The organism is Thermoflavimicrobium dichotomicum (assembly GCF_900114055.1).
GTDB classification, from domain to species: domain Bacteria; phylum Bacillota; class Bacilli; order Thermoactinomycetales; family Thermoactinomycetaceae; genus Thermoflavimicrobium; species Thermoflavimicrobium dichotomicum.
In genome coordinates, this window is record NZ_FORR01000006.1 from 1 (window position 1) to 21962 (window position 21962).

Annotated in this window: 24 protein-coding genes and 1 riboswitch; of the genes, 18 read left to right on the forward strand and 6 right to left on the reverse strand. The window is 46.5% G+C overall.

Translation table 11 applies throughout. The features are described 5' to 3' along the window. The first annotated feature begins 627 nt into the window (after positions 1-627). A riboswitch (cobalamin riboswitch) is annotated at positions 628-820 on the forward strand. A gap of 191 nt (positions 821-1011) precedes the next feature. The 17 genes from BMZ78_RS07685 to BMZ78_RS07765 all read left to right on the forward strand — a co-directional run bounded on the left by BMZ78_RS07685 (position 1012) and on the right by BMZ78_RS07765 (position 16864). Continuing rightward, positions 1012-1539: a hypothetical protein gene (locus BMZ78_RS07685; RefSeq protein WP_093229312.1), complete on the forward strand. Its 528-nt coding sequence runs from the start codon at positions 1012-1014 to the stop codon at positions 1537-1539. After that, the gene (locus tag BMZ78_RS07690) at positions 1526-2032 is read left to right on the forward strand and encodes a hypothetical protein (protein WP_093229313.1); all 507 of its coding nucleotides are present in this window, start codon (positions 1526-1528) and stop codon (positions 2030-2032) included. Before BMZ78_RS07685 ends, BMZ78_RS07690 begins: the two co-directional genes overlap by 14 nt. A 22-nt stretch (positions 2033-2054) precedes the next feature. Then, positions 2055-2258 carry a CbtB domain-containing protein gene (locus BMZ78_RS07695; protein ID WP_093229315.1) on the forward strand — a complete coding sequence of 68 codons (204 nt, stop codon included), beginning with the start codon at positions 2055-2057 and terminating at the stop codon, positions 2256-2258. A 14-nt stretch (positions 2259-2272) separates the two neighbouring features. After that, complete coding sequence (locus BMZ78_RS07700; RefSeq protein ID WP_093229316.1) at positions 2273-2803, forward strand: HEAT repeat domain-containing protein; 531 nt, start codon at positions 2273-2275, stop codon at positions 2801-2803. A 48-nt stretch (positions 2804-2851) separates the two neighbouring features. After that, positions 2852-4123 carry an ATP-binding protein gene (locus BMZ78_RS07705; protein WP_093229318.1) on the forward strand — a complete coding sequence of 424 codons (1272 nt, stop codon included), beginning with the start codon at positions 2852-2854 and terminating at the stop codon, positions 4121-4123. Continuing rightward, complete coding sequence (gene cobJ, locus BMZ78_RS07710) at positions 4120-5769, forward strand: precorrin-3B C(17)-methyltransferase (protein ID WP_093229319.1); 1650 nt, start codon at positions 4120-4122, stop codon at positions 5767-5769. The genes BMZ78_RS07705 and cobJ overlap by 4 nt, the downstream gene beginning before the upstream one ends. A 241-nt stretch (positions 5770-6010) precedes the next feature. Beyond that, positions 6011-6856, forward strand: a complete 846-nt coding sequence (locus tag BMZ78_RS07715) for a sirohydrochlorin chelatase (RefSeq protein WP_093229321.1) — start codon at positions 6011-6013, stop codon at positions 6854-6856. Between the two features lie 23 nt (positions 6857-6879). Next, positions 6880-7668: a precorrin-6A reductase gene (gene cobK, locus BMZ78_RS07720; RefSeq protein ID WP_093229542.1), complete on the forward strand. Its 789-nt coding sequence runs from the start codon at positions 6880-6882 to the stop codon at positions 7666-7668. Then, on the forward strand, positions 7649-8302 hold the full coding sequence (locus BMZ78_RS07725; RefSeq protein ID WP_093229323.1) for a precorrin-8X methylmutase: 654 nt from the start codon (positions 7649-7651) through the stop codon (positions 8300-8302). Before cobK ends, BMZ78_RS07725 begins: the two co-directional genes overlap by 20 nt. Positions 8303-8325: 23 nt before the next feature. Then, the gene (locus tag BMZ78_RS07730; RefSeq protein ID WP_093229543.1) at positions 8326-9429 is read left to right on the forward strand and encodes a cobalt-precorrin-5B (C(1))-methyltransferase; all 1104 of its coding nucleotides are present in this window, start codon (positions 8326-8328) and stop codon (positions 9427-9429) included. Continuing rightward, positions 9413-10654, forward strand: coding sequence for a precorrin-6y C5,15-methyltransferase (decarboxylating) subunit CbiE (cbiE, locus tag BMZ78_RS07735; RefSeq protein WP_093229325.1), 1242 nt, complete (start codon positions 9413-9415; stop codon positions 10652-10654). The genes BMZ78_RS07730 and cbiE overlap by 17 nt, the downstream gene beginning before the upstream one ends. Then, positions 10651-11367 carry a precorrin-2 C(20)-methyltransferase gene (gene cobI, locus BMZ78_RS07740; RefSeq protein ID WP_093229327.1) on the forward strand — a complete coding sequence of 239 codons (717 nt, stop codon included), beginning with the start codon at positions 10651-10653 and terminating at the stop codon, positions 11365-11367. Before cbiE ends, cobI begins: the two co-directional genes overlap by 4 nt. After that, positions 11361-12152, forward strand: a complete 792-nt coding sequence (gene cobM / locus BMZ78_RS07745; RefSeq protein WP_093229329.1) for a precorrin-4 C(11)-methyltransferase — start codon at positions 11361-11363, stop codon at positions 12150-12152. Before cobI ends, cobM begins: the two co-directional genes overlap by 7 nt. Further along, positions 12149-13249: a cobalt-precorrin 5A hydrolase gene (locus BMZ78_RS07750; protein ID WP_093229330.1), complete on the forward strand. Its 1101-nt coding sequence runs from the start codon at positions 12149-12151 to the stop codon at positions 13247-13249. The genes cobM and BMZ78_RS07750 overlap by 4 nt, the downstream gene beginning before the upstream one ends. After that, on the forward strand, positions 13246-14652 hold the full coding sequence (locus BMZ78_RS07755; RefSeq protein ID WP_093229332.1) for a cobyrinic acid a,c-diamide synthase CobB: 1407 nt from the start codon (positions 13246-13248) through the stop codon (positions 14650-14652). Before BMZ78_RS07750 ends, BMZ78_RS07755 begins: the two co-directional genes overlap by 4 nt. After that, positions 14645-15187, forward strand: a complete 543-nt coding sequence (gene cobO, locus BMZ78_RS07760; RefSeq protein ID WP_093229333.1) for a cob(I)yrinic acid a,c-diamide adenosyltransferase — start codon at positions 14645-14647, stop codon at positions 15185-15187. Before BMZ78_RS07755 ends, cobO begins: the two co-directional genes overlap by 8 nt. Positions 15188-15370: 183 nt before the next feature. Then, a complete protein-coding gene (locus tag BMZ78_RS07765; protein WP_093229335.1) occupies positions 15371-16864 on the forward strand; it encodes a cobyric acid synthase in 1494 nt (497 codons plus the stop codon). Between the two features lie 284 nt (positions 16865-17148). On the opposite strand, the gene BMZ78_RS07770 is transcribed toward BMZ78_RS07765, so the two are convergent. From BMZ78_RS07770 to BMZ78_RS07795, 6 genes are all read right to left on the reverse strand, one after another. After that, on the reverse strand, positions 17149-18018 hold the full coding sequence (locus BMZ78_RS07770; protein WP_175482359.1) for a diacylglycerol/lipid kinase family protein: 870 nt from the start codon (positions 18016-18018) through the stop codon (positions 17149-17151). A 201-nt stretch (positions 18019-18219) separates the two neighbouring features. Further along, positions 18220-18441 (reverse strand): hypothetical protein, encoded by a 222-nt coding sequence (locus BMZ78_RS07775; protein WP_093229338.1) that lies wholly within the window; start codon positions 18439-18441, stop codon positions 18220-18222. A gap of 31 nt (positions 18442-18472) precedes the next feature. After that, positions 18473-18682 (reverse strand): hypothetical protein, encoded by a 210-nt coding sequence (locus tag BMZ78_RS07780; RefSeq protein WP_093229339.1) that lies wholly within the window; start codon positions 18680-18682, stop codon positions 18473-18475. A 92-nt stretch (positions 18683-18774) separates the two neighbouring features. After that, positions 18775-19077, reverse strand: coding sequence for a hypothetical protein (locus BMZ78_RS07785; protein WP_093229341.1), 303 nt, complete (start codon positions 19075-19077; stop codon positions 18775-18777). Between the two features lie 330 nt (positions 19078-19407). Further along, a complete protein-coding gene (locus BMZ78_RS07790; RefSeq protein WP_093229342.1) occupies positions 19408-20016 on the reverse strand; it encodes a hypothetical protein in 609 nt (202 codons plus the stop codon). 346 nt (positions 20017-20362) lie between these two features. Next, positions 20363-20701, reverse strand: a complete 339-nt coding sequence (locus tag BMZ78_RS07795) for a hypothetical protein (protein WP_139203291.1) — start codon at positions 20699-20701, stop codon at positions 20363-20365. A gap of 527 nt (positions 20702-21228) precedes the next feature. Between BMZ78_RS07795 and BMZ78_RS07800 the strand changes: the two genes are divergently transcribed. Beyond that, positions 21229-21867, forward strand: a complete 639-nt coding sequence (locus BMZ78_RS07800; RefSeq protein WP_093229345.1) for a tetratricopeptide repeat protein — start codon at positions 21229-21231, stop codon at positions 21865-21867. The last annotated feature ends 95 nt before the right edge of the window (positions 21868-21962 follow it).

A 21962-nucleotide genomic window follows, 5' to 3' on the forward strand; every position in this document is an offset into this window, starting at 1 on the left:
AGTGTGGTTATACCTGCCATGCTGATCTGAATGGAGCGATCAATATAGCTAAAGCCATTTCCGGGTTAGTAGCCTAGCGTACTGGTAACAGGTACGCTGCCCATGTGGGTACATGCGGTCCAGGGCTGTAGAACTACATGGGACGGGGTGATGACACACCCCTGAACTTGGGCGTTGTCCAAAACGGAAACGGACTGCGGACGCACAGATTCAAGATTTAATGATCCGCCGTCCTTTGCGCGCATCTGCGCTTCTGGCTCAAAGCGGCCCTGTAATGCTTCTTCACAGGGCGATGTCGGCGAGCCGGGAAAACGAAACGCCGATGACGAGACAGACCCTGGAATGGAAGCAAGATGGTTTTAAAAGATAGAAAATAGGGTACATGATAAACGGATAAGCCAATGGATCTGTAACTATAAAAAATGAATCGTATTTTCGAATAAATGAACAATATCCGTTCATGATCCAGGTTATATTTTTACCATTATTTCTTGGCAAATCAGCTAAGTTTTGCCATGTTAAAAGCGTACATAACCACATGCGTTATGATAGTAAAATTTAAATATATAAAATCATATTGAAAACAATTAATGTATTCGATATACTGAACTTGATAGTTTCTTGATAATGAAATAGATGGGAAAAGGTGGAGTGGATGCAAATCCATTCCTTAAAAGGGAAGTCCGGTGCAAGTCCGGCGCGGTCCCGCCACTGTAAATGGGGAGTCGGGTCTAGTCACTGTCGAATCGATGGGAAGGCTAGACAAAAGAGCGGCGTTTGACCCATGAGCCAGGAGACCTGCCTTTTCTAACAACACCGCTTGACCTACGAGGATAGGAAGGTGTTACGGACGGTATGAGAGTTTCTCTCATGGTGGGCTTTTCTATGCCAAAAAATGTAGAAAAGCTTTACTTATGAGAGTGTAATAGATTCATATCCGAATGTAAACGCTTTCTGCTCGTGGCTGGCGGAAAGCGTTTTTTTATTTTTCATGGGTAAAGGGGGAAAACCATGCGCATTCAGTGGAGAGTGTGGTTAGGGGTTCTATGTCTGTGTCTGTCAGTGAGTATTCCTGTATGGGCTCATGGAGGGCATGAGCATGAAGGCTCGCATCAGGAAAGTCATCCTGTTCCATTGGATCAGGCGATTCCGGATGGAAACCTGGCACAAGTCGAAGTCCCGGTCCAGGCAAGTGAAGGAAGTTTGGTTCGGGTGCAATTATCAAGCCCACCCAAACAATTTTTCCCTACCACCGATTTTCCCATCGTGGAAGGAACACAGTTGCTGGATGGGACATTTGCAGTCCACGATGGCAAAGTTCGTTTTCAATACATGTTTCCGATTCGAGGCACTTATCAGCTGAGTGTGGAGGGAGTAGAAGGATCGACACTAAAGAAACAGGTCATTCCGATTGCTATTGATGAGAATCCGGATGAAGTACGTAACTTGATTCTCTTTATCAGCGGACTTGTCCTGTTGGGGTTGGCATGCGGATTTTTATTGACCACCTGGAGGGGACGAGCAGATGAAACGATATAAATCCATGCTGTTTACAGTTGTGTTTCTCTGTCTGTTTGCGTCGACTGCTTATGCTGAGAATCACTGGGAATGGAAGTTTGACCAAGCAGACGGACAGGCAACGGTAGGAAAAATGGCGCATTTTTCAGGCAGGCTTTTGCAAAATGGACAAGCCCCTCAGCAACCATTGGATATCGTCATAACTGCTTTCAGTAAAGAAACAGGCGCTATTATTTTTCAAACCAAAACGTTGTCAAAAACAGGTGCTTTCCAATTTCTGTTCCAGTTTTATGACGGCTCCCCACATCAAATTCGTCTGGAAGCTTTTTACCATGGACAAAATCAGGCGATTGCCAGTGTGGTCAAGGAAGTTGAAGTGACAGCCATTGAGCCACCTATGGATACAAAGATCAAAAGCTTCCTATTCTTCATGCTAGTCGTATTTTTTGCAATGATGGCAGGGGTTGCGCTGGCTAAATGGAGACAAAAACGATGGGTAAACAAAATGGCATAAGCCTGAAAAGGAGGAAACAAGCATGGCCTATCATTTTCCACATGAAAAAAAGCATGAACAGAAAAAAGTGAAAAAACATCTCTTTCGTTCTTTGCCAATCCAGTTGGGGGCGGTCCTGGTCATGATCGGTGTTATTCTCTATACGCTCCTGTTTTCCAATATACCTGCTTTCCATGATGCAACCCATGAATTAAGGCATGCACTGATGTTCATTCCGTGCCATTAGAAGGAAGGATGGGAATGAAAGAAGCATGGTTATTGAAACTGCATGCCCGGCTGCTGTGCTGGCTGGCTGATCGACGAGATGTACAGGCACTGACCTGGCATATGGAGTATGTGACACGAATGTTGGAAAGACAATCAGCCGATCCCTATCCTTTCCTTTGCAAATGGGCACACGCAAAGCACTGGATTTTGCGCTTTATGGCTGGACGAGAATGTCCGCGCTGTTACCAGAAGCAGGCGGAAGAAGTAAAACGGCTGTTATACCAGTTGGCGAAAGATTCGGATTTTCGGGTACGGGAAGGGGTGGCCTGGGGAGGACTGGCAATTCTGCGAACGGACTTTGCTTCGGGGTGGCAATGGCTATCCCGTTGGTCGCAAGATGAAGTCCCTGAAGTGCGCCAGACGTTGGCCATGATATTACTTCCCTTTGTACGGGAACAGTCACTTCCAGCGTATACAGAAAAGATCGTTCAACAAATACGTACCGATCAACATAAAATCGTGCGCATGATTACAACACGCTGGGAAACAAAGAGCTACGTTTAAGTCCTTTTCCCATTTTGTCTGAATGTCTGTTGGAAAGGGGAGGAGGATGTGGCAAACGGTGTCTTACTGCAAGAGCAGAAAACAGAGCCAAACACCTCCTGGCAAACAACGGAAGAGATTCCCATTCCTGCAAGATTGATCGATCAAGTGATCGGTCAGGATCGCGCGGTTGAGATTGTTCGCCGTGCGGCACGAGCCAGACGATCGGTTCTCTTGATCGGTGAACCCGGAACAGGGAAAAGCATGCTGGGACGGGCCATGATCGAATGGATGCCACCTGTCGAGCAAGAAGATGTACTGATTTATCCTGGTCAGCAGGATCGTCATATCTTGCAGGTAAAAACGGTGCCAGCCGGACAGGGAAAGCGGATGCTAGAGCAATTCGAACGGAAACAGCAACAAGAGCGTTGGGCTTCCCTGTTTCTCTTTGGCATGTTTGTTTTGACGGTATTGACGGTCACAGGGTATCTGGCATGGACACGCAATCAGGTTTCTTACTTTACTTTCGGTTTGGTCGTTCTGTTTTTCGGATCCTGGCTGGTTAGCAGAAGCAGATCCATGCCTTCCCTTGAAGCTCCTAAACTGTTAGTGGCTAGCTCCAGTAGCTCCAGCGTGCCGTTTATTGATGCGACTGGTTGGCATGCAGGGGGACTATTGGGAGATGTCCGCCATGACCCCTATCAATCGGGAAATCTGGCCACTGCTCCTCATCATTTGGTCGAGCCGGGGGCTATTCATCTGGCGCATGGTGGGGTGCTTTTTATCGATGAAGTAGCAACGCTCGATATAGATACACAGCAGCGGCTGCTCACGGCTTTACAGGAAAAAGAGCTGTCGATTACCGGGAGAAATGCGGGATCGAGCGGTACTATGGTACGAACAGAGCCGGTTCCTTGCGACTTTGTACTCGTTCTGGCAGGAAACGTCCCCGATTTGGACAAGTTGCATCCCGCACTTCGCTCCCGAATTCGCGGGTATGGATATGAGGTGGTTATGGCGGATGTGATGGAAGACAACGCAGAAAACCGTGAAAAGTTGGCGCGTTTTGTCGCACAGGAAGTGGCAAAAGATGGATACATTCCCCATTTTACTCGTGAAGCGGTTGAATTGGTCATACAGCAAGCCAGGCTGTGGGCTGGACGAGATGGAAAGCTGTCCACCCGTTTTCGTGAATTGGGGGGACTCGTGCGGGCTGCAGGGGATATAGCTGTCGACCAAGGGGAGAGTTTGGTTCTTCCTGTTCATGTTTTGCAAGCGATGGAAATGGTTCGTCCAGCAGAAGAGCAAATCGAGGAGAGAAAGGGAGAAATAGGGCGATGAAAAAAGGAAAACTCTTGATCATTGGCTTTGGGCCGGGAAGTTTCGAGCATATGACAGAGCGTGCGCGTCAAGCGATTCAGGAAAGCGATGTCATTGTCGGTTACAACACCTATGTCGATATCATTCGTCATCTGTTGACGGAGCAGGAGATTGTCCGCACAGGGATGACGGAGGAAGTGAGTCGTGCACAGGAAGCGGTGCGATTGGCGGAGTCAGGGAAAAAAGTGGCCGTCATTTCCAGCGGAGATGCGGGTGTATATGGCATGGCAGGACTCGTTTATGAGGTGCTGGCCGAAAAGGGATGGCGGCCAGATACAGGGGTCGAGGTGGAAGTGATCCCAGGCATTTCCGCTATCAACTCTTGTGCTTCCCTGCTGGGGGCACCGGTCATGCATGATGCCTGTACCATCAGTCTAAGCGATCATTTGACGCCTTGGGAAACCATTGCCCTGCGAATCGAAGCGGCGGCACAAGCCGATTTTGTCATCGCCTTATACAATCCACGCAGTGGCAGGCGCACTCGACAAATTGTAGAGACACAGAAGATTTTGCTGAAATATCGTTCACCCGATACACCGGTTGGGCTTGTAAAGAGTGCGTATCGTGAACGCCAGCATGTCGTATTGACCACACTGGAAAAGATGCTGCAACATGAGATCGGCATGTTGACAACAGTGATCATCGGAAATTCCAGTACGTTTGTTTATGAGGGACTGATGATTACCCCACGGGGTTATCAGCGCAAATATACCTTGGATCGTGTCGAGCAGGATCTCAAGCCGCATGAACGCTTGAAAACAGAAGCAGAGCCCTGGTCGTTAAACGCATTGGAACAAGCCAGGGAAAAGCCAAAGGATCAATCTGAGTCGACAACCGTATCACGAACCGAAACGGACACTCATCCGGCAGCATTGGCGGAAGAAGCATTAGCCGTGTTGCAAGCACAGGGAGTTATACAAACGTCCGGCCAGGCTGGTGAAACGTTTAAAAAACCGGTCTCCATTTTCGAGGTAGCCGTGTCTCCAGGAGTGGCGAATAAGAAATTTTCTCCCGAACAGTTACTCTTGATTGCCGAAGTGGCCGGTGAAAAGGGTGAGATCGAATACACGCCCCATCATCAGCTGATATTGCGTGTACCAACCGATGATCCAAACCCGATGGTCGAACAACTTACAGCATCAGGACTTTTACTCAGCCCGATTGGCGATGTGGTTCAGGTAAAAGCTTGTGATTTTTGTGATGGGGATAAGGGAGAAGGCATTCCCTATGCGGAGGAGTTGCATCGCCGCCTGGAAGGGATGGCTGTGCCAAAAGAATTGAAAGTGGGATTTAATGGATGTGCCATGGCTTGTTATGGAGCGGTGACCGAGGATATCGGGATTGTTTATCGTCGGGGAACTTTTGATCTGTTCATGGGCGGAAAGAAAATCGGCCGCAATGCACATCCTGCACAACGTGTGGCGGAAGGGTTATCGCCAGAACAGTTAATAGAAGCAGTTGAAAAAGTGGTCAAGGCGTATGTGCAACAGGCACAACCCAATGAACGTTTTCACAAGTTTTTCAAACGAGTCAAGGAAGTGGCAGGCTTTCGTTATCAAGAAGAAGTGAAGCCAGTCGTACCAGAGTTGGCTTGTGGAGACTCATGAATGAGGTTACCTGATAAATCAGGGGTCTTTTTGGAACGAAACGGAAAACACAGGTCTTAAAAACGCAGGCAATTTCTACTGAAGCGGCAGTGTATTTTGCCCGTTTCTCTCGCTTCCGGCTCGGAGCGAATACTTCCTTGCAAGTCGTTATCGGACGAGTTGGAAAAACGGAGCGGGTTTTTGAAATGGCTTTTAACAAGCTTAAGAGTATGCAACCAACAGCATAGAGGGGGAAGCCGGTTTGGAGGCGATTTTATTTGTGGGACATGGGAGCAAGGATCCGGAAGGAAACGAGGAATTAAAGCAATTTACCCAGCGGATGGCGGCACAACTGGATGCAGAGATGGTGGAAACGTGCTTTTTGGAATTTGCTTCGCCCGATATTCCAGAAGGGATTGATATTTGCGTCGCACGTGGAGCGAAGAAAATCACCCTGGTACCGATGATGCTATTTGCCGCTGGTCATGCCAAAGTGCATATTCCTTTTGCCATTTATGAAGCCAAGGAAAAATATCCGGATATAGAGTTTACGTATAAACGGGCGATCGAAGTGGATGAAGTGGTGCTTGAGATTATGAAAAAACGCCTGAGAGAGATCCAGCCGCAAATCCATAAAGATACAGCCGTTTTGGTCGTTGGACGTGGCTCCAGTGATAAATATGCCAACAGTGATTTATATAAAGTGGCTCGTCTCTTTTGGGAAGAAACCGATGTCCGATGGGTAGAAGTCGCTTTCATGGGAGTGACGGAACCATTATTTCATGAAGGAATGGAGCGCTGCATTCGTCTCGGTGCCAAAAAGATTATTGTTTTGCCTTATTTTCTCTTTACTGGCGTTCTGATCAAGCGGATGGAACGGTTTACCAAGGAGTTTCAGGAGAAATATCCCCATATTCAGATGGCGATGTCCGCGTATTTGGGCATGGATGATGAGCTCATGCCGGTTTTTGAGCAGCGCTTGCGTGAAGAAAATCCCGGTGAGGGCTGGACATGGGAAAAGCTGGCGGAACAAGCTCTAGCCCAGGGATTGGATCATCACCACCATCATCATCACGATCATCATCATGATCATCACCATCATCACTAGAAGTAGAAAGGGACGAGATGGTCATGCTCTTATTTTTGGCAGGAACCAGTGATGCAAGGGAGCTGGCAATTCGGATCAAACAGGTTGGCGTTCCACTCTTGGCTTCAGTGGTAAGTGACAGTGCGGCGAAAAGCCTGCAGGAAGTGGATATTCCTGTCCGGGTCGGTCGTCTGACAGAGGAGCAGATGATGGAGTTGATTCGGGAACAGAAATTGAACACGGTCGTCGATGCAAGCCATCCGTTTGCCGAAGAGGCATCGAAAAATGCGATGGCCGCTGCTCAAGCTTGTGGCATCCCATACATTCGCTATGAACGGCCAGGTTGGGGCTATCACCAGGATCCTCGGATTCAGGTAGTGTCTTCCTATCAAGAAGCGGCAGAAGCAGCCGCCCGCAAAAAAGGCGTCATCATGTTGACGACAGGAAGCAAAACGCTGGAGATTTTTGCGAAAAGGTTATTGTCTGAGCCTGACATTCGTTTAATTGCCCGCATGTTGCCTCGGGTTGAAAACATGAAAAAATGTCAGGAGCTGGGCATTGAGCAGAAAAATATCGTTGCCATGCAAGGGCCGTTTGGTAAAGAGCTGAATCAGGCGCTGTATCGCCATTATGGCGTTACCACCGTGATTACCAAAGAAAGCGGCAAGGTGGGTTCTGTCGATGAAAAAGTGGAGGCCGCTTTGGAAATGGACATCCATGTGATTTTGATTTCACGCCCGAAGCTGGACTATGGTCTCGTTTTTTCAGACATGGAACAAGTGGTTCAACATCTAATTGGAAAGGAAGAGGAAGATGGCCGATCAACCTTTTAAACCCGTTACAACGGTACCGCATCAAATTGAAAGCCTGAGCTTTGACATCATTAAAGAGGAATTGGGAGAGCACCCCTTTACAGAAGAACAGTTTCCTGTCGTACAGCGGGTGATCCATGCTTCCGCTGACTTTGAACTGGGACGGAGCCTGATTTTCCATCCCAAAGCGATTCAGGCCGGGATCGAAGCGATTCGGAGCGGTAAACCCGTTGTCGCTGATGTGCAAATGGTCCAGGTCGGCATCAGCAAACCACGTCTTAATAAGTTTGGCGGGGATGTTCATGTCTATATTTCGGATCCTGATGTGGTCGAAGAAGCCAAACGTTTGGGAACAACACGTGCGATTGTCTCCATGCGTAAAGCGGTAAGAGAAGCAGAAGGCGGCATTTTTGCGATTGGAAATGCTCCAACAGCATTATTGGAATTGATTCGGCTTGTTCGGGAAGGAGTTGCCAAACCGGGGTTAATTGTAGGAGTACCTGTCGGTTTTGTTTCAGCCGCTGAATCCAAAGAGGAATTGACCAAGCTGGATGTCCCGTTTATTACCAATCGCGGCCGCAAAGGAGGAAGTCCTGCAGCTGTGGCGATTGTCAATGCTTTATTCCTATTGGCTGAACGCTTGGATCAATCCTGAGGGGATGAATGATGAAGAAACAAATGGAAGAGAAAGAGCCGAAAGAAATGCGCTATGGCTATACCACAGGTGCTTGTGCAACCGCAAGTACGAAAGCCGCTTTGCTTTCCCTGATCACCCATCAACCCGTATCGGAAGTCGAGATTACGTTGCCGATCGGGAAGCAAGTGACTTTTAAGATCGAGCAGGCCCGTCTGAGGGGAAATGAAGCGGAATGCAGTGTGATCAAAGATGCAGGAGACGATCCGGACGCCACTCATGGTGCCCGGATCGTTTCGACCGTTTCCTGGACAGAAGAGCCAGGACTGCACTTGGATGGCGGGATTGGAGTCGGACGTGTAACGAAGCCGGGATTGCCTGTACCAGTGGGAGAAGCGGCGATCAATCCGGTTCCCCGGCGGATGATTCGGGAAGCTGTGGAAGAAGTGCTGACAGCGTATGGGATTCACCGAGGGGTGAAAGTGTTGATTTCCGTCCCGGATGGTGAAGAGATTGCCAAGAAAACGCTCAATGAGCGACTGGGTATTGTTGGCGGCATCTCCATATTGGGAACACGGGGGATCGTCGTTCCATTTTCCACGTCTGCGTATCGGGCGAGTGTGGCCCAGGCCATCCAGGTAGCCAAAGATAATGGTTGTACCCATTTGGTTCTGACAACTGGTGGCAGTAGCGAAAAACATGCCATGAAGTTGTTGCCGGACTTGCCTGAGGAAGCTTTCATCCAGATGGGGGATTTTGTCGGTTTTGCTTTAAAACATGCCAGGAAGGCTGAGGTAGAGAAAGTGACTTTGGTGGGCATGATGGGGAAATTTTCAAAAGTGGCGCAAGGTGTGATGATGGTTCATTCCAAAAGTGCACCGGTCGATCTCAACTTTCTGGCCCAAGTCGCTGAAGAGGCGGGTGCATCGTCCGAGTTGGTCGAACAGGTACGACAGGCCAATCATGCGACACATGCCGGTCAGTTGATGGAAGAAGCAGGTTATCCATCGTTTTTCACCTTGCTATGCGAGAAAATTTGCCAACAATGTCTCAGCCATGTCGAAGGCGGATTAACTGTTGAAACGATTTTGGTCAAAATGAAAGGCGATTTGTTGGGGAGGGCGGAGCTCTGTGGCGAACCGGATTAAAATCATCGGTGTCGGAGATGATGGTCAAAATAATTTGTTTCCACGATATATCGAATGGATCAAAGAAGCGGATGTATTGGTAGGTGGGGAACGTTTGCTTTCGTTTTTCCCCCAGTTTAGCGGGCAGCGGATTGTCATAAAAGGGGGACTCAAGCCCGTACTGGAGCAGATTGCGAAAGAGGCCCAAACGAAAAAAGTGGTCGTGTTGGCATCTGGTGATCCGCTTTTTTATGGGATTGCTGCACTCGTGGTTCGTAAATTGGGCAAAGAGAGAGTGGAAGTGCACCCGCACCTGAGTTCCATTCAGCTGGCATTTGCCCGCATGGGCGAAAGTTGGCAACAAGCGCAGATTGAAAGTGTTCATGGCCGACCCATCCAGGGTCTGGCTCAGCGAATTGATGGCAAGGAAAAGGTGGTACTGCTCACCGATGAAGTGAATACGCCGGGGGCTGTTGCCCAGTATTTACTGCAATTTGGCATGACCGAATACCAGGCATTTGTGGCTGAAAACCTGGGATCTACAGAAGAGAGATGTACCTGGTGGGAATTGGATGAGCTGGTGGATGCGATTTTTTCTCCGCTCAATGTGGTCATCCTGAAACGAAAATCAGGTGTCGTGTTCCCTAGCTGGTCCCTGGGCATTCCCGATGAGGAATTCGCCCAGCGCAAACCGGAAAAAGGGCTTATTACCAAAAAGGAAGTTCGTGTCGTGAGTTTGGCGGAAATGAAACTCCGAGCGAATAGTATCGTCTGGGATATTGGGGCTGGATCCGGTTCAGTGTCTGTGGAAGCGACCAAACTGGCCCCTTATGGACAGGTATTTGCGGTTGAAAAAAATGAACAGGATCTTGCCAACATCCATTCCAATCGCATGAAGTTTCGTACGGATTTTACAGTCATTCATGCCAAAGCTCCCCAGGGATTGGACGAGCTTCCGGATCCGGATGCCGTATTTATTGGCGGGAGTGGTGGGGAGCTTCGAGAGCTGTTGGCCGTTTGCTGTGCCCGGCTGAAAGAGGGAGGGCGGATTGTCGTCAACGCCGCTACCTTTGAAACCTTGACCACCACACAAAAAGCCCTCCAGGAAGAAGGATTTGTGGTACGGACGACCTTGCTGCAAGTGGCTCGCAGCAAACCGATATTAAACTTGACCCGGCTTGAAGGGCTCAACCCTGTTTATGTGGTGGTTGGGGAAAGAAAACAGGAAAAGGAGAGGAACCAATGAGTAGAATCGGCCGTTTGATTGGTATCGGGGTTGGTCCAGGAGATCCGGAATTGATCACGGTCAAGGCGTATCGGATGTTAAAAGAATCTCCTGTCATTGCCTATCCCAAAAAACGGATGGGAGAGAAAAGCTATGCCTTGGCCATTGTAGAAACATACATCAATCCGTTGGAAAAAGAAATGCTCGGCCTTGTTTTTCCGATGACCAAAAATCGGGCAGTTTTGGAAAAAGAGTGGCATCACACTGTCGAGAAAGTATGGGAACGGTTAAGCCAGGGAAAAGATGTCGCCTTTGTAACCGAAGGAGATCCTTTCCTTTACAGTACGTTTATCCATATGAGCCGAGTGATGCAACAACAGCATCCGGAAGTGGAGATTGTGACGGTTCCGGGAATTTCGTCGATCAATGGTGCAGCGGCTAAGCTTAATCTGCCGCTTGCCGATGGCGATGAACAGGTGGTCATCGTACCAGCGAATACGGATCGCGAGGCGATGAAAAAAGCATTGCTCGAACATGATACCGTGATCTTTTTAAAGGTGGCAAAAGTGCTGGATCTGATCATCGATGTGTTGGAAGAACTGGATTTATTGAATCAGGCAGCCGTTGTGACCAAGGTAACCTCCAGACAGGAAATGATTTGGCGCCAGGTAGCAGAACTGAAGGGGCAAAAACTCAACTATTTGACATTGATGGTGGTGAAAAAAGGATGCTAGAAGCCAAAGTCTACATCGTTGGAGCCGGACCAGGCGATCCGCAGCTGATTACGGTCAAAGGGCAACAGATTTTGCAGCAGTCGGATGTGGTATTGTATACCGATTCACTCGTCAGTGAGGAGCTGATAGCACAAGCCAAACCGGAAGCCATTGTACTGAAAAGTGCAGGGATGACCCTGGAGCAAATGGTCTCGATCATGGTGCAGCATGTACAGGAAGGCAGAAGTGTTGCTCGTGTTCATACCGGAGATCCAGCTGTGTATGGAGCCATTTTTGAGCAGATGGCCCTGCTCAAGGGGGAAGGAATAGAAGTGGAAATCATTCCTGGAGTGAGCTCGGTATTCGCATCCGCAGCGGTGTTGGGAGCGGAGCTAACCATTCCAGAGCTGACACAAACCGTGATTCTTACCAGAGCGGAAGGCCGGACACCGGTTCCTGAAAAGGAGAAGTTGCGAGACTTGGCCCGGCATCATTCCACCATTGCCTTGTTCCTGAGTGCTACCTTAACCAAAAAGGTTGTCAAAGAGTTGCTCGAAGCGGGATGGTCCGAAGACACACCCGTTGCTGTTGTCCAACGAGCCACCTGGCCGGACCAAAAAGTGGTTCGAACCACACTCCAGCATCTGGATCAGGACATGCAACAAGCGGGGATTCGCAGCCATGCGATGATCCTGGCAGGTTGGGCTTTGGATCCCCAGCTGTATGAACGTGGGCACCAATATCGCTCAAAATTGTACGATGAAACATTTACACATGGATATCGCAAAGGGGTGAGTCCATCGTGAGTGGGCGGTTTGCCGTAGTGGCGATTACGAAGCACGGGGTGGAAATCGCTCGGCGATTGGGCGATCAACTCCCGGGTACCGATGTGTATTATATGGAAAAGTTTGCGCGTGGCGATGAACAAAACAGGCGGATCACACTGTTTACAGGCTCTGTCAGGCTTATTTTGCCGGATTTGTTTGCACGCTATAGCGGTATCATTCTCATTATTTCACTGGGAGCCGTCGTTCGCATGATTGCCCCACTCCTTAAGGACAAGAAAACAGATCCGGCTGTAACCGTCATTGATGATTGGGCCGAACATGTCATTAGTGTGCTGTCTGGTCATTTGGGAGGAGCTAATGAATTGACACGGCAAGTCGCTCGTCTCCTTGGGGCACGTCCTGTCATCACCACGGCCTCCGATGTCCAACAAACAATTCCGGTTGATTTATTTGGTCATGCTTTTGGCTGGGAAATCGAAAGTTTTGAAAAAGCAACCCCTGTGAGTGCAGCGGTGGTGAATGAAGAAAAGATCCTGATCATTCAGGAGTCAGGCGAAACCAACTGGTGGACCTATGACAAACCGATTCCGGATCATATTCGAGTCGTACGATCCATGGAGGAGGCGTGGAAACACGATTTTGATGCTGCACTGGTTGTAACGCACCGAATCTTGACGCCTGAGGAGGAAAAACACTTTCTGGGCAATGGCGTGCTGTATCGACCCAAAGTGCTGGTTCTTGGATTGGGTTGCAATCGTGGCACTCCCATGAAAGAAATCGAACAGGTGGTTAAGGACACTTTGGATGAGTTAAAGCTTTCGATCAAAAGTGTGCGCAATGTAGCGACGATTGACCTGAAAAAGGACGAAGCGGGCTTAATCGATTTATGCCAAAAATATGGTTGGCGTTTGGATGTATTTACGCCTGCGGAACTGAATACGGTTCCGCTTTCAAACCCTTCGGAAACTGTCTATAAATACACGGGTGCTTATGGCGTAAGTGAACCGGCCGCCCTTTTATCTGCAGGGGCTAGAGATTGGTTGTTGACCAAGAAAAAGTCGGGCAATGTCACCATTTCGATTGCCATGGTGCCCCATGGGGAGGAAAAGAGATGATCTTCTATCGACCACGGTTTGTGATTGCCGGAACCGGGAGCGGAGTGGGCAAAACAACCTGTACACTTGGATTGATGGCCGCTTTTCGCAAACGGGGCTTGTCAGTTCAGGGCTTTAAGGCAGGGCCTGACTATATTGATCCGAGTTATCATACAGCAGTGACAGGTCGTCCCTCGCGCAATTTGGATACATGGATGTGTCAACCAGAACGGATGAAAGAGATTTTTTTGCGTGGAAGTGACGGAGCTGATCTCTCGATCATCGAGGGGGTGATGGGCTTATATGATGGAAAGAGCCCACTGAGTGATCAGGGCAGTACCGCTGAAATTGCCATTCTGCTTAACAGCCCGATTATTTTGGTGGTCAATATCCAAAGCATGGCCCGTAGCGCAGCAGCCATCGTCAAAGGATATCAGTCTCTGAATCCCAATGTGCAGATCGCAGGCGTGATTGTAAATCGAGCCGGAAGTGAAGGGCACGTCCGTCTGGTACAGGCCGCGATTGAGCAGGAATGCGGTGTGCCTGTACTCGGATGGTTAGGGCGGGAGAGTGATATTGATATTCCTGAACGACATCTCGGATTGGTACCTGCGATCGAACGTGGGGAATTGGATCCTTTATTTGAAAAGCTGGCGGCCTTGATGGAAGAAAGAGTGGATCTGGCCCGGTTGTTTTCCATCGCCCAAGCGGCTCCCGTTTTGTCTGAACCAATGGATCGTCTTTTTGTGCCGAAGGAAAAGACGAAAGAGCCGGTTGTTCTTGCCGTCGCCAGAGATGCGGCCTTTAACTTCTATTACCCGGAAAATTTGGAGCTGCTGGAGCATGCAGGTGCCAAACTGCAATTCTTCAGTCCGCTGTCAGGAGAATCTGTACCTGAGGAAGCAGATGGTTTGCTGATCGGTGGCGGATTTCCGGAGGAATTTGCCAGGCAACTCACTGCCCAAGAGGAAGTGAAGCAGTCCATTGCCCGGCGGATCAGAGAAGGGCTGCCGACTTTTGCCGAGTGTGGCGGGTATATGTATCTGTGTCGGGAGCTGATTGACCGTCATGGTCAAGCTTATCCCATGGTCGGAGTGATACCGGCTACGGTCAAAATGCAAAACCGCCTTGCTGCACTTGGTTATCGGGAAGTGTTAGCGGCGACAGACAATATCCTGCTAAGACAAGGAGAAAGTGCGCGAGGTCATGAGTTCCATTACTCTACCTTGACCATGGAAAACGATGATTATCCTTCCGCCTATCAAATAACAGGACGGCGTGGTGTCCAAAAAGAGGGGTATGCCAAGGGGAATTTGCTCGCTGGATACACTCATTTGTATTTCCCTTCCAATCCAGCCATGGTTGAACGCTGGTTGAATGTCTGCAGGACTTATCGCCAACAAAAGGGAGGTTACCATGCGTAAGGATCGTCACGGATTGACCCTGGTTTATACCGGAGATGGAAAAGGCAAGACCACTGCTGCCCTGGGGCTTGCCTTACGGGCAGTCGGCCGTGGGATGCGTGTGCTGGTTTTGCAATTTATCAAATCATCGGAACGTACCTATGGCGAGCAAATCGCTTTGCAAAAATTGGGCGTGGAAATACGCCAATTGGGTGTCGGTTTTACCTGGACCAAAACACCGGAAGAACATCGTCAGGCACTGCAGGAAGCCTGGCAATTTACGAAAGAAAGAGTGCAGGCAGGCGAGCATGATGTCGTGATCCTGGATGAGATCAACAATGCTTTGGCCATCGAGCGTTTCCCGATTGATGATATACTGCCTTTAAACGAAGTACTCGAATTGATCGAAACGCGACCCTCTCACATGCACTTGGTCTTGACGGGAAGAAATGCACATCCCGAAGTATTGAAACGAGCCGATCTTGTTTCTGAAATCCAGGCGGTCAAACATTATTACCAGGCAGGTATTCCCGCTGTTCGTGGTATTGAATTTTAAAAGTCATTTCAAAACGCCTTGGAGTTACAGATCAATGCAATACCCGCTCCGTTTTTCCGACTCGTTCCGATAGTGCCCTGCAAGGAAGGATCGGGTAGGGCTCATAAGTCACACTCGCTTGGAAAAACTCCGTAGATACGTAGAGTTTTGAGGTAGTTTCTAAGCAAAGGATGAATGAAAAGCATGAAAACGATCATGGTGCAAGGAACCGGTTCAGATGTAGGAAAAAGCGTGGTCTGTACTGCTTTATGTCGTTATTTTTACCGCCAGGGATATCGGGTTGCTCCCTTTAAATCGCAAAATATGGCCTTAAACTCCTATGTAACCAAAGAGGGAGGAGAAATCGGTCGCGCACAGGGAGTGCAATCGGAAGCAGCCGGGATTGAAGCGACCACCGATATGAATCCGGTCTTGCTCAAGCCGAAAGGCGATATGGTCTCCGAAGTGATTGTACATGGCCGTCATTATGCCGATATGGAAGCAGGTTCCTATCGGGCTCAAGTACTGGAAAAAATTTTGGCACCGGTGAAAGAGTCACTCCATCGGTTGTCCCAGGAGTTTGAGGTGTTAGTGATCGAAGGAGCAGGCAGCCCTGCAGAGATCAACCTCAAAGATCGGGATATTGCCAATATGCGTGTGGCCCATCTGGCCGATGCCCCGGTTATTTTGGTAGCAGATATTGAACGGGGTGGCGTGTTTGCATCCATTATCGGTACCCTGGCTCTTTTGGACCCTGATGAAAAAAAGCGGGTCAAAGGTTTTATCATTAATAAATTTCGCGGCCGCAAAGATCTGTTGGACCCTGGGATCGATTGGCTTGAAAAAGAAACAGGTCTCCCCGTTTTGGGCGTACTGCCGTATATGGATATGGATGTGGATCCGGAGGATTCGATGGCCTTGGAGAGACTCCAGTTAAAAGGGAATGATGCTGGGCCCGTAGAGATCGAGATTGCCATTATCCGCTTCCCGCGCATTTCCAATTTTACCGACTTTCTTCCTTTATCGCATTTGGCAGGAGTCCGTGTCCGTTATGTCAAGTCAAAGCGGGAATTGGGTAACCCGGATGCCATTATCCTGCCCGGCACCAAAAATACCATGGAGGATCTTTCCTGGTTAAAAGAAACGGGACTTTATGATGAAATCCTGCATCTTCATCAACAAGGGAGTGCTGTTGTTGGCATTTGCGGTGGCTATCAGATGTTGGGGGAGCAATTGATCGATCCGGAAGGAATTGAATCCCATCAGGTAACAGAACAAAAGGGATTCGGATTGCTGGCGATGAAGACATGGTTTGTCCCTGGCAAAAAAACAGTTCGAACGAGTGGAGAGTTGTTGGTAGATTGGGGAAATGTTCAGCAAGTAACAGGATATGAAATTCATTTGGGACGAACCGAGCGCATGGGTCAAACCCGGCCATTGCTTCGTTTGGTTGATGGCAGGCTCGATGGAGTAATTTCAGCGGACGGCCTTGTGTGGGGCACCTATCTGCATGGTATTTTTGATCATCCCGGTTTTACGATCGGATGGATCAATCAGCTTCGTCGCCGCAAAGGATTGCCTGATCAGGAAGCGGGCTCTTCTTGGCGCCAGGAACGAGAAAAAATATATGATCAGTTGGCAGATTGGATAGAACAACACCTGGATATGAAACGGTTACAGGAAATCATGGGGCTTTAAAAATAAAAAGATCCAGCTTTGTTGCGCTGGATCTTGTTTTGCATCATTCATTAGCAGTTGCAATCTGGTTTACCACAGCAATCGTCTCTGCCGCAACGTGGGCATTTGGAACGAACCAAAGCTTCCACCCCCAAGTAAATGGATAGAGGAAAGTGGAATAACTGGTATGAATCAAGCTGATCTTGTGCTATGTTCATCTTGTTCTATTATATACCAAAGAATATTTTCTGTAAATAATAAAATAATTAAATATTCATATGATATACATGAAAATGTTCAGGCTTTCATAATATTCTCAGTGATTTTGGGCGAATGGTAACGGAGAGTGGAGTGGTTCCATATATTTCTCCATCCACATGAATGATCAGTGGTCGTTCAGACTGAACCGTAATTTCTTTACCACGATGGATCGACACAAAAGGGTGGTTGATATGTGTTCCTTTATACACTTGGGGAAAAACTCTCAATAATGTTCTGGGACGACAGTATTTAACACAGCAAATATCCAGCCAGCCATCGTCATTTTGTGCGTCAGGACAAATTTTCATGCCACCGCCATAGAATGAGGTATTGTTAATGGCGATAAGCCACACTCCATCATAATGATAAGATTTTCCGTCGAGGGAAATCGTTACTTTTGTGGGCCGATATGTCCATAAGCATCGGAGCAAAAAGACCAAATAGATGAATTTGCGAAAAAAACGCTTGAGAGAAGATTTATTGGCCAAGTCAGCAATTTGCGCATCAAAGCCGATTCCTGTAAAGCCAACGAGTACTTTTCCACCCAAATCAGCTGTATCAATGAGCCGCACTTGATGTCTTAAAATTCGTTCCAACGCCTGCTCAGGATCGCGAGGGATATTTTCTGCACGTGCAAAGTCATTTCCTGATCCGGCAGGAATGTATCCTAAAGGAATCTCGGTTCCCACCAGTCCGTTCCCTACCTCATGTAAGGTACCATCCCCACCGACGGCGACCACTGCTTCGATATTGGAATGAACAGCCTCCCGGGCAATTTCTGTCGCATGTCCCGGGTATTCTGTAAATTCAACCTGGTAAGGGATTTTTCGGATTTCCAATATTTGCCGTACTTTGGTCCATACTTTTTTCCCACGACCCCTACCAGAACGTTTATTTACAATAAATAGCCGCACGATGTTGCACTCCTTATTATCATTTCAAGAAGAAAACAGGATAGTTCCAGTCAAGTACAGTTTATAATAATGTTAATCGTTATATTACACGGTATTTCTTTATTATAGTTCCATCATAGATCTTTTTGCACAAAAAAATACACGTCCATGAGGGCTTCATAATATTATAAATAAAATAAGGGCCCTTAGGCCCTTTGAATATTAATGATCGTGTTCTTCTTCTTTACGATTATCGTTTGTCAAAGCCAGATCTTTAGCTTTTACTGAATTTGCATTCCCTTTGTTTTTGATCTTTTGCTTGACATCGACATCGTTTCCACTGATCGGACCGGTTTTGTTAATCAAGATAATGCTAGCGTTTTTTCTAGCTCTCACTCTAAATAAATCATGCTTACGTCTACGTCTACGTCTTCTGAAACACATCTTATATCACCTCCTTTCAATAGGAGATTCGTTAAGCAGAAGTGTTTTGTACCGAAGTATCGTCACTTTCATTGATCACATTGACATTGCCATGATTGGTGGGGATTTGGATGATAATGTTGATATATCCATGAATGGGGCCATTAATGGATGCAATATTTTTAATGGTAGCAACTGTTTCCTGAACGGCAGGGGTTTTATGCTTGCGAGGCGTTTTATTGCGGACTTTTCCTTTCATCATCTGTTTACTGTGAAAGGCTCTTGTTTTTCGACGAGACCTTTTTTTTTTCTTTTTTTCCGGGTTTGAGTCATTTAGATTTCCTCCTTTTTGTTTTAATAGGAGGAGATTTCCCCTTTTTCTTTGATTTGTTCAATACTGCTTATAATGGCGCTGATGACTTTGTCTTTGGCTTCTGGTTTTAAGGCTTCTACTAAATGAATGGTTGGTGGCGAAGATTGTTTGAGCATTTCTTCAACCTTTTCTTTTGATAGAACTTCAACGAGCAAGTTATATATTTCATCCTGGAGGCATTGTTCGAGTTGATGTTCCATTGCCTTGCTTATCTGTTTACATAACCCTTTGCTCAAACCTTTTGCTATTTTTCTAAAATAATTATTTTCTTGTTTATCAGTCATCTAGCATCATCCTTTTTTTCTATGTTTTGGTATAATATATTCTTTTCTATTGAACTTGGTGTCGGCTTGATAAGGAAATAGTTGTTTTCTCCAATTCTTGTTATTCGATATTTTCTTTTATAGTAAAATGATATGTCGTTCGATCGATAAAGGTGCAGGATATCGAGTGAAATGGTTGCTTTCCTATAGTTTTTGTTATTTTGATAGCTATTTGACTATCATTCTACGTTGGATATCCTTGGCCTGTTTCATACAAACGACTCACTAATTTAGCAAAAGGACGGGTGATAGATTCTTTTCCTATTCCCGTCCTTTTGCTGCTTATACGTATTAGTCCAGCCAGAAGTCGAGTTCATCATCCAGATCAAAATCCAGATCATCATCACCGTCGGCGACGATTTTATATGATGTTTCTTCACAAGAGCAATCCTGTAAACTTGGACAATTGCAGAAAGGGGATTTCTCTAACTGTAAAGCCCCTTTATTCGAAAAAGTAAATTCGTACATTGTATTATGCTTTTTATCTTTAAAGGTAACGATTATTTTGCTATCAAATTTAGACAGATCAACCTCTTGATCCACTTTGCTTTGAAAAATCAATTGTTTTGTTTGTCCAAGAGAAATTGTCCCTAAATCAATTCCTTCTCCTGGATGCGTGTCTGGAAGAATTGTTTGATCTACTTCAACCTGGTTGAAAGAAAATGGACTTTCTTTAGGGATGAAATGAGTCAGTCTCACATCGGATAGTTCTTTGGCGTCTTCATTCGATATTTCGATCATAAGTGTAATGGTTTGAACGTTATGATCTCCTTCCGTAAAAGTTTGTTTTTTCAAGCTAATTGGCGGAGTGAACCAATTTTTGGAAAATAGATCCTTCTTACTGGATTTATTAGATGATCTGAAAGCTTTTTGATTCATCTCATTTAATGGATCAGACAAAGAAAACCCCCCCCATCGCATAAATTCATTTGTTATATAAATATATGGAAAAAGAAATGGTTTTGATTGAGATAAGCGTATAAATGATTAGAAAGAGGTTGTTAACCACACGAAATGAAAAAGCTTCTGCAGTCATAACAACCTTAATGAAAAATGGGACAGGTATAGAACCTGTCCCATCCATGTTTTATCTGACCAGGGGAACTCGTTGAGATCAGTCATTACATCCATAAAATTTTACGGGGGTATCACATTAACAGAATGGATGCAGTCACAATATGATACCCCAATCATTGATCGAATTCACACCATCATTAAAAAACATCAAGTGAAGTCAGGATCACAGTTAATCATGTAAGTCTTGTATATAATGTTGAATCATATCGTTTATTTGCTGTAACGCTTGTTGATAGATTTTTTCCTTTTTTCGTTGCTGCGATAAGATCTCATCTCTTTGATCAATCATATGTTTGTATGCATTTATCATGGTAAGGAGCTTTTTCATATGGCTGTTATATTTCATCACAGTTTCTTCCAATTTTCTGATGCGTTCATCTTTCTTTGGCCGAAGTTTTTTGTAAACCATTGGCGGTTTCACCTCCAAACAGTTTTGCCGGATCAATGCGGGCTCTATCGCTCCAGAGATGGAACGCTCATCCATCCCGATGTTAGGTACGTATAACATCCTCAGAAAAGTCCCAAATGCATTTTCGGATGGGATAGAGGAGTTGGTTCGTAAGAACGCCATGTCAACTCCACGAGTGTCAATGTCCGTTAGGATATACCCTCGAAATCCCCGCTTCTTGGTAGAACATAAGCAGAGGAGTATTCATCTGGTATATGTTATGTAAGGATGAGGCTGCTGGATTGATATAGTAGCCTGTTTTATCTCATAGTAGTTGTACATAGGAACTGCCTAAGGATACATATGTATCAGTGTTGTTGGTGATCGTACCATATTCTGATCAGGGGTCAATAAACAAACGGAGCGTTGGTTAAAAGATATGTACACTCCAGTACTTTTCTAAATCTATCAATCTTAATAAATTCTTTGTTATATAAAATATGAAGATATTGAGTCAGATTTATTAATTGGTAGAAAGAAAGCAGATTATGTAGTATACTGAATTCAGAATATACATGGTCTCTACTCATGTACTCCCGAATTTTTTCTATCACTTATAACGGATTGAATGGAGTGCTAAAATCAAAATGCATCTATATGGAATGAAAGAGACTTTGCCGAATCTTTCTTTGTTTACCCGCTTTGATCCGGATCGTTATTATCGGGAGGTAGCTACGGATCGAGCGGGACTGGAAAGGGCGATTCGTTTAGCAAAGAAATTGCTTTATAATATAGAAAGGCAACCGGAGCGAGAAGAGAACAAAAAAGTGCTTCTCTTTTTAAACAGTTATCTGGGTAATGCATATCGGGTACTGGATCAGCCGGAGCCGGCTATCCGTTATCTAACCATAGCAGAGAAGATCGCTCGGCAGTTCAATAATCCAGCCCTTTTGGCAAGAACCCTGATTCGCTTGGGAGAAGCTTATAAATACGGAGACCAGCATGATAAAGCGCTTGCTTGTTTTCAAGAGGTTAAGGATCTGACTGATTGTGAAGAATTGTACTTTTATCATGATTTTGCCCTTCAGCATATCGGGAAATGCCTGATGGAATTAGGCCGTTATGATGAGGCACTGGACCATTTCCATAAAGCGCTTGCACTCCGTAAACAAAAAGAGAAGCAAGAATTGATTCGTTCCACAGAGCTTGCCTTGAAACTGGCCCAGAAGCTGAAAGAGCAGGAAGAGATGGAAGAGTGTGTGGAAGTCGAACAAACCAGAAAGTAATCTAGGAATCTAAATGAAAGCGCTTTATACAATACTGATTATCATTTTCAATGAACAAAACTCAGTCCCAACGGAAGGAAGGGACTGAGTTTTGT

Excerpts from the sequence above, each read along its gene's own strand:
- BMZ78_RS07685 (WP_093229312.1), top strand. The coding sequence starts at position 1,012 with ATGCGCATTCAGTGGAGAGTGTGGTTAGGGGTTCTATGTCTGTGTCTG.
- BMZ78_RS07690 (WP_093229313.1), top strand. The coding sequence starts at position 1,526 with ATGAAACGATATAAATCCATGCTGTTTACAGTTGTGTTTCTCTGTCTG.
- BMZ78_RS07695 (WP_093229315.1), top strand. The coding sequence starts at position 2,055 with ATGGCCTATCATTTTCCACATGAAAAAAAGCATGAACAGAAAAAAGTG.
- BMZ78_RS07700 (WP_093229316.1), top strand. The coding sequence starts at position 2,273 with ATGAAAGAAGCATGGTTATTGAAACTGCATGCCCGGCTGCTGTGCTGG.
- cobJ (WP_093229319.1), top strand. The coding sequence starts at position 4,120 with ATGAAAAAAGGAAAACTCTTGATCATTGGCTTTGGGCCGGGAAGTTTC.
- cobK (WP_093229542.1), top strand. The coding sequence starts at position 6,880 with ATGCTCTTATTTTTGGCAGGAACCAGTGATGCAAGGGAGCTGGCAATT.
- BMZ78_RS07725 (WP_093229323.1), top strand. The coding sequence starts at position 7,649 with ATGGCCGATCAACCTTTTAAACCCGTTACAACGGTACCGCATCAAATT.
- BMZ78_RS07730 (WP_093229543.1), top strand. The coding sequence starts at position 8,326 with ATGGAAGAGAAAGAGCCGAAAGAAATGCGCTATGGCTATACCACAGGT.
- cobI (WP_093229327.1), top strand. The coding sequence starts at position 10,651 with ATGAGTAGAATCGGCCGTTTGATTGGTATCGGGGTTGGTCCAGGAGAT.
- cobM (WP_093229329.1), top strand. The coding sequence starts at position 11,361 with ATGCTAGAAGCCAAAGTCTACATCGTTGGAGCCGGACCAGGCGATCCG.
- BMZ78_RS07755 (WP_093229332.1), top strand. The coding sequence starts at position 13,246 with ATGATCTTCTATCGACCACGGTTTGTGATTGCCGGAACCGGGAGCGGA.
- cobO (WP_093229333.1), top strand. The coding sequence starts at position 14,645 with ATGCGTAAGGATCGTCACGGATTGACCCTGGTTTATACCGGAGATGGA.
- BMZ78_RS07765 (WP_093229335.1), top strand. The coding sequence starts at position 15,371 with ATGAAAACGATCATGGTGCAAGGAACCGGTTCAGATGTAGGAAAAAGC.
- BMZ78_RS07775 (WP_093229338.1), bottom strand. The coding sequence starts at position 18,441 with ATGTGTTTCAGAAGACGTAGACGTAGACGTAAGCATGATTTATTTAGA.
- BMZ78_RS07780 (WP_093229339.1), bottom strand. The coding sequence starts at position 18,682 with ATGATGAAAGGAAAAGTCCGCAATAAAACGCCTCGCAAGCATAAAACC.
- BMZ78_RS07785 (WP_093229341.1), bottom strand. The coding sequence starts at position 19,077 with ATGACTGATAAACAAGAAAATAATTATTTTAGAAAAATAGCAAAAGGT.
- BMZ78_RS07795 (WP_139203291.1), bottom strand. The coding sequence starts at position 20,701 with ATGTTATACGTACCTAACATCGGGATGGATGAGCGTTCCATCTCTGGA.
- BMZ78_RS07800 (WP_093229345.1), top strand. The coding sequence starts at position 21,229 with ATGCATCTATATGGAATGAAAGAGACTTTGCCGAATCTTTCTTTGTTT.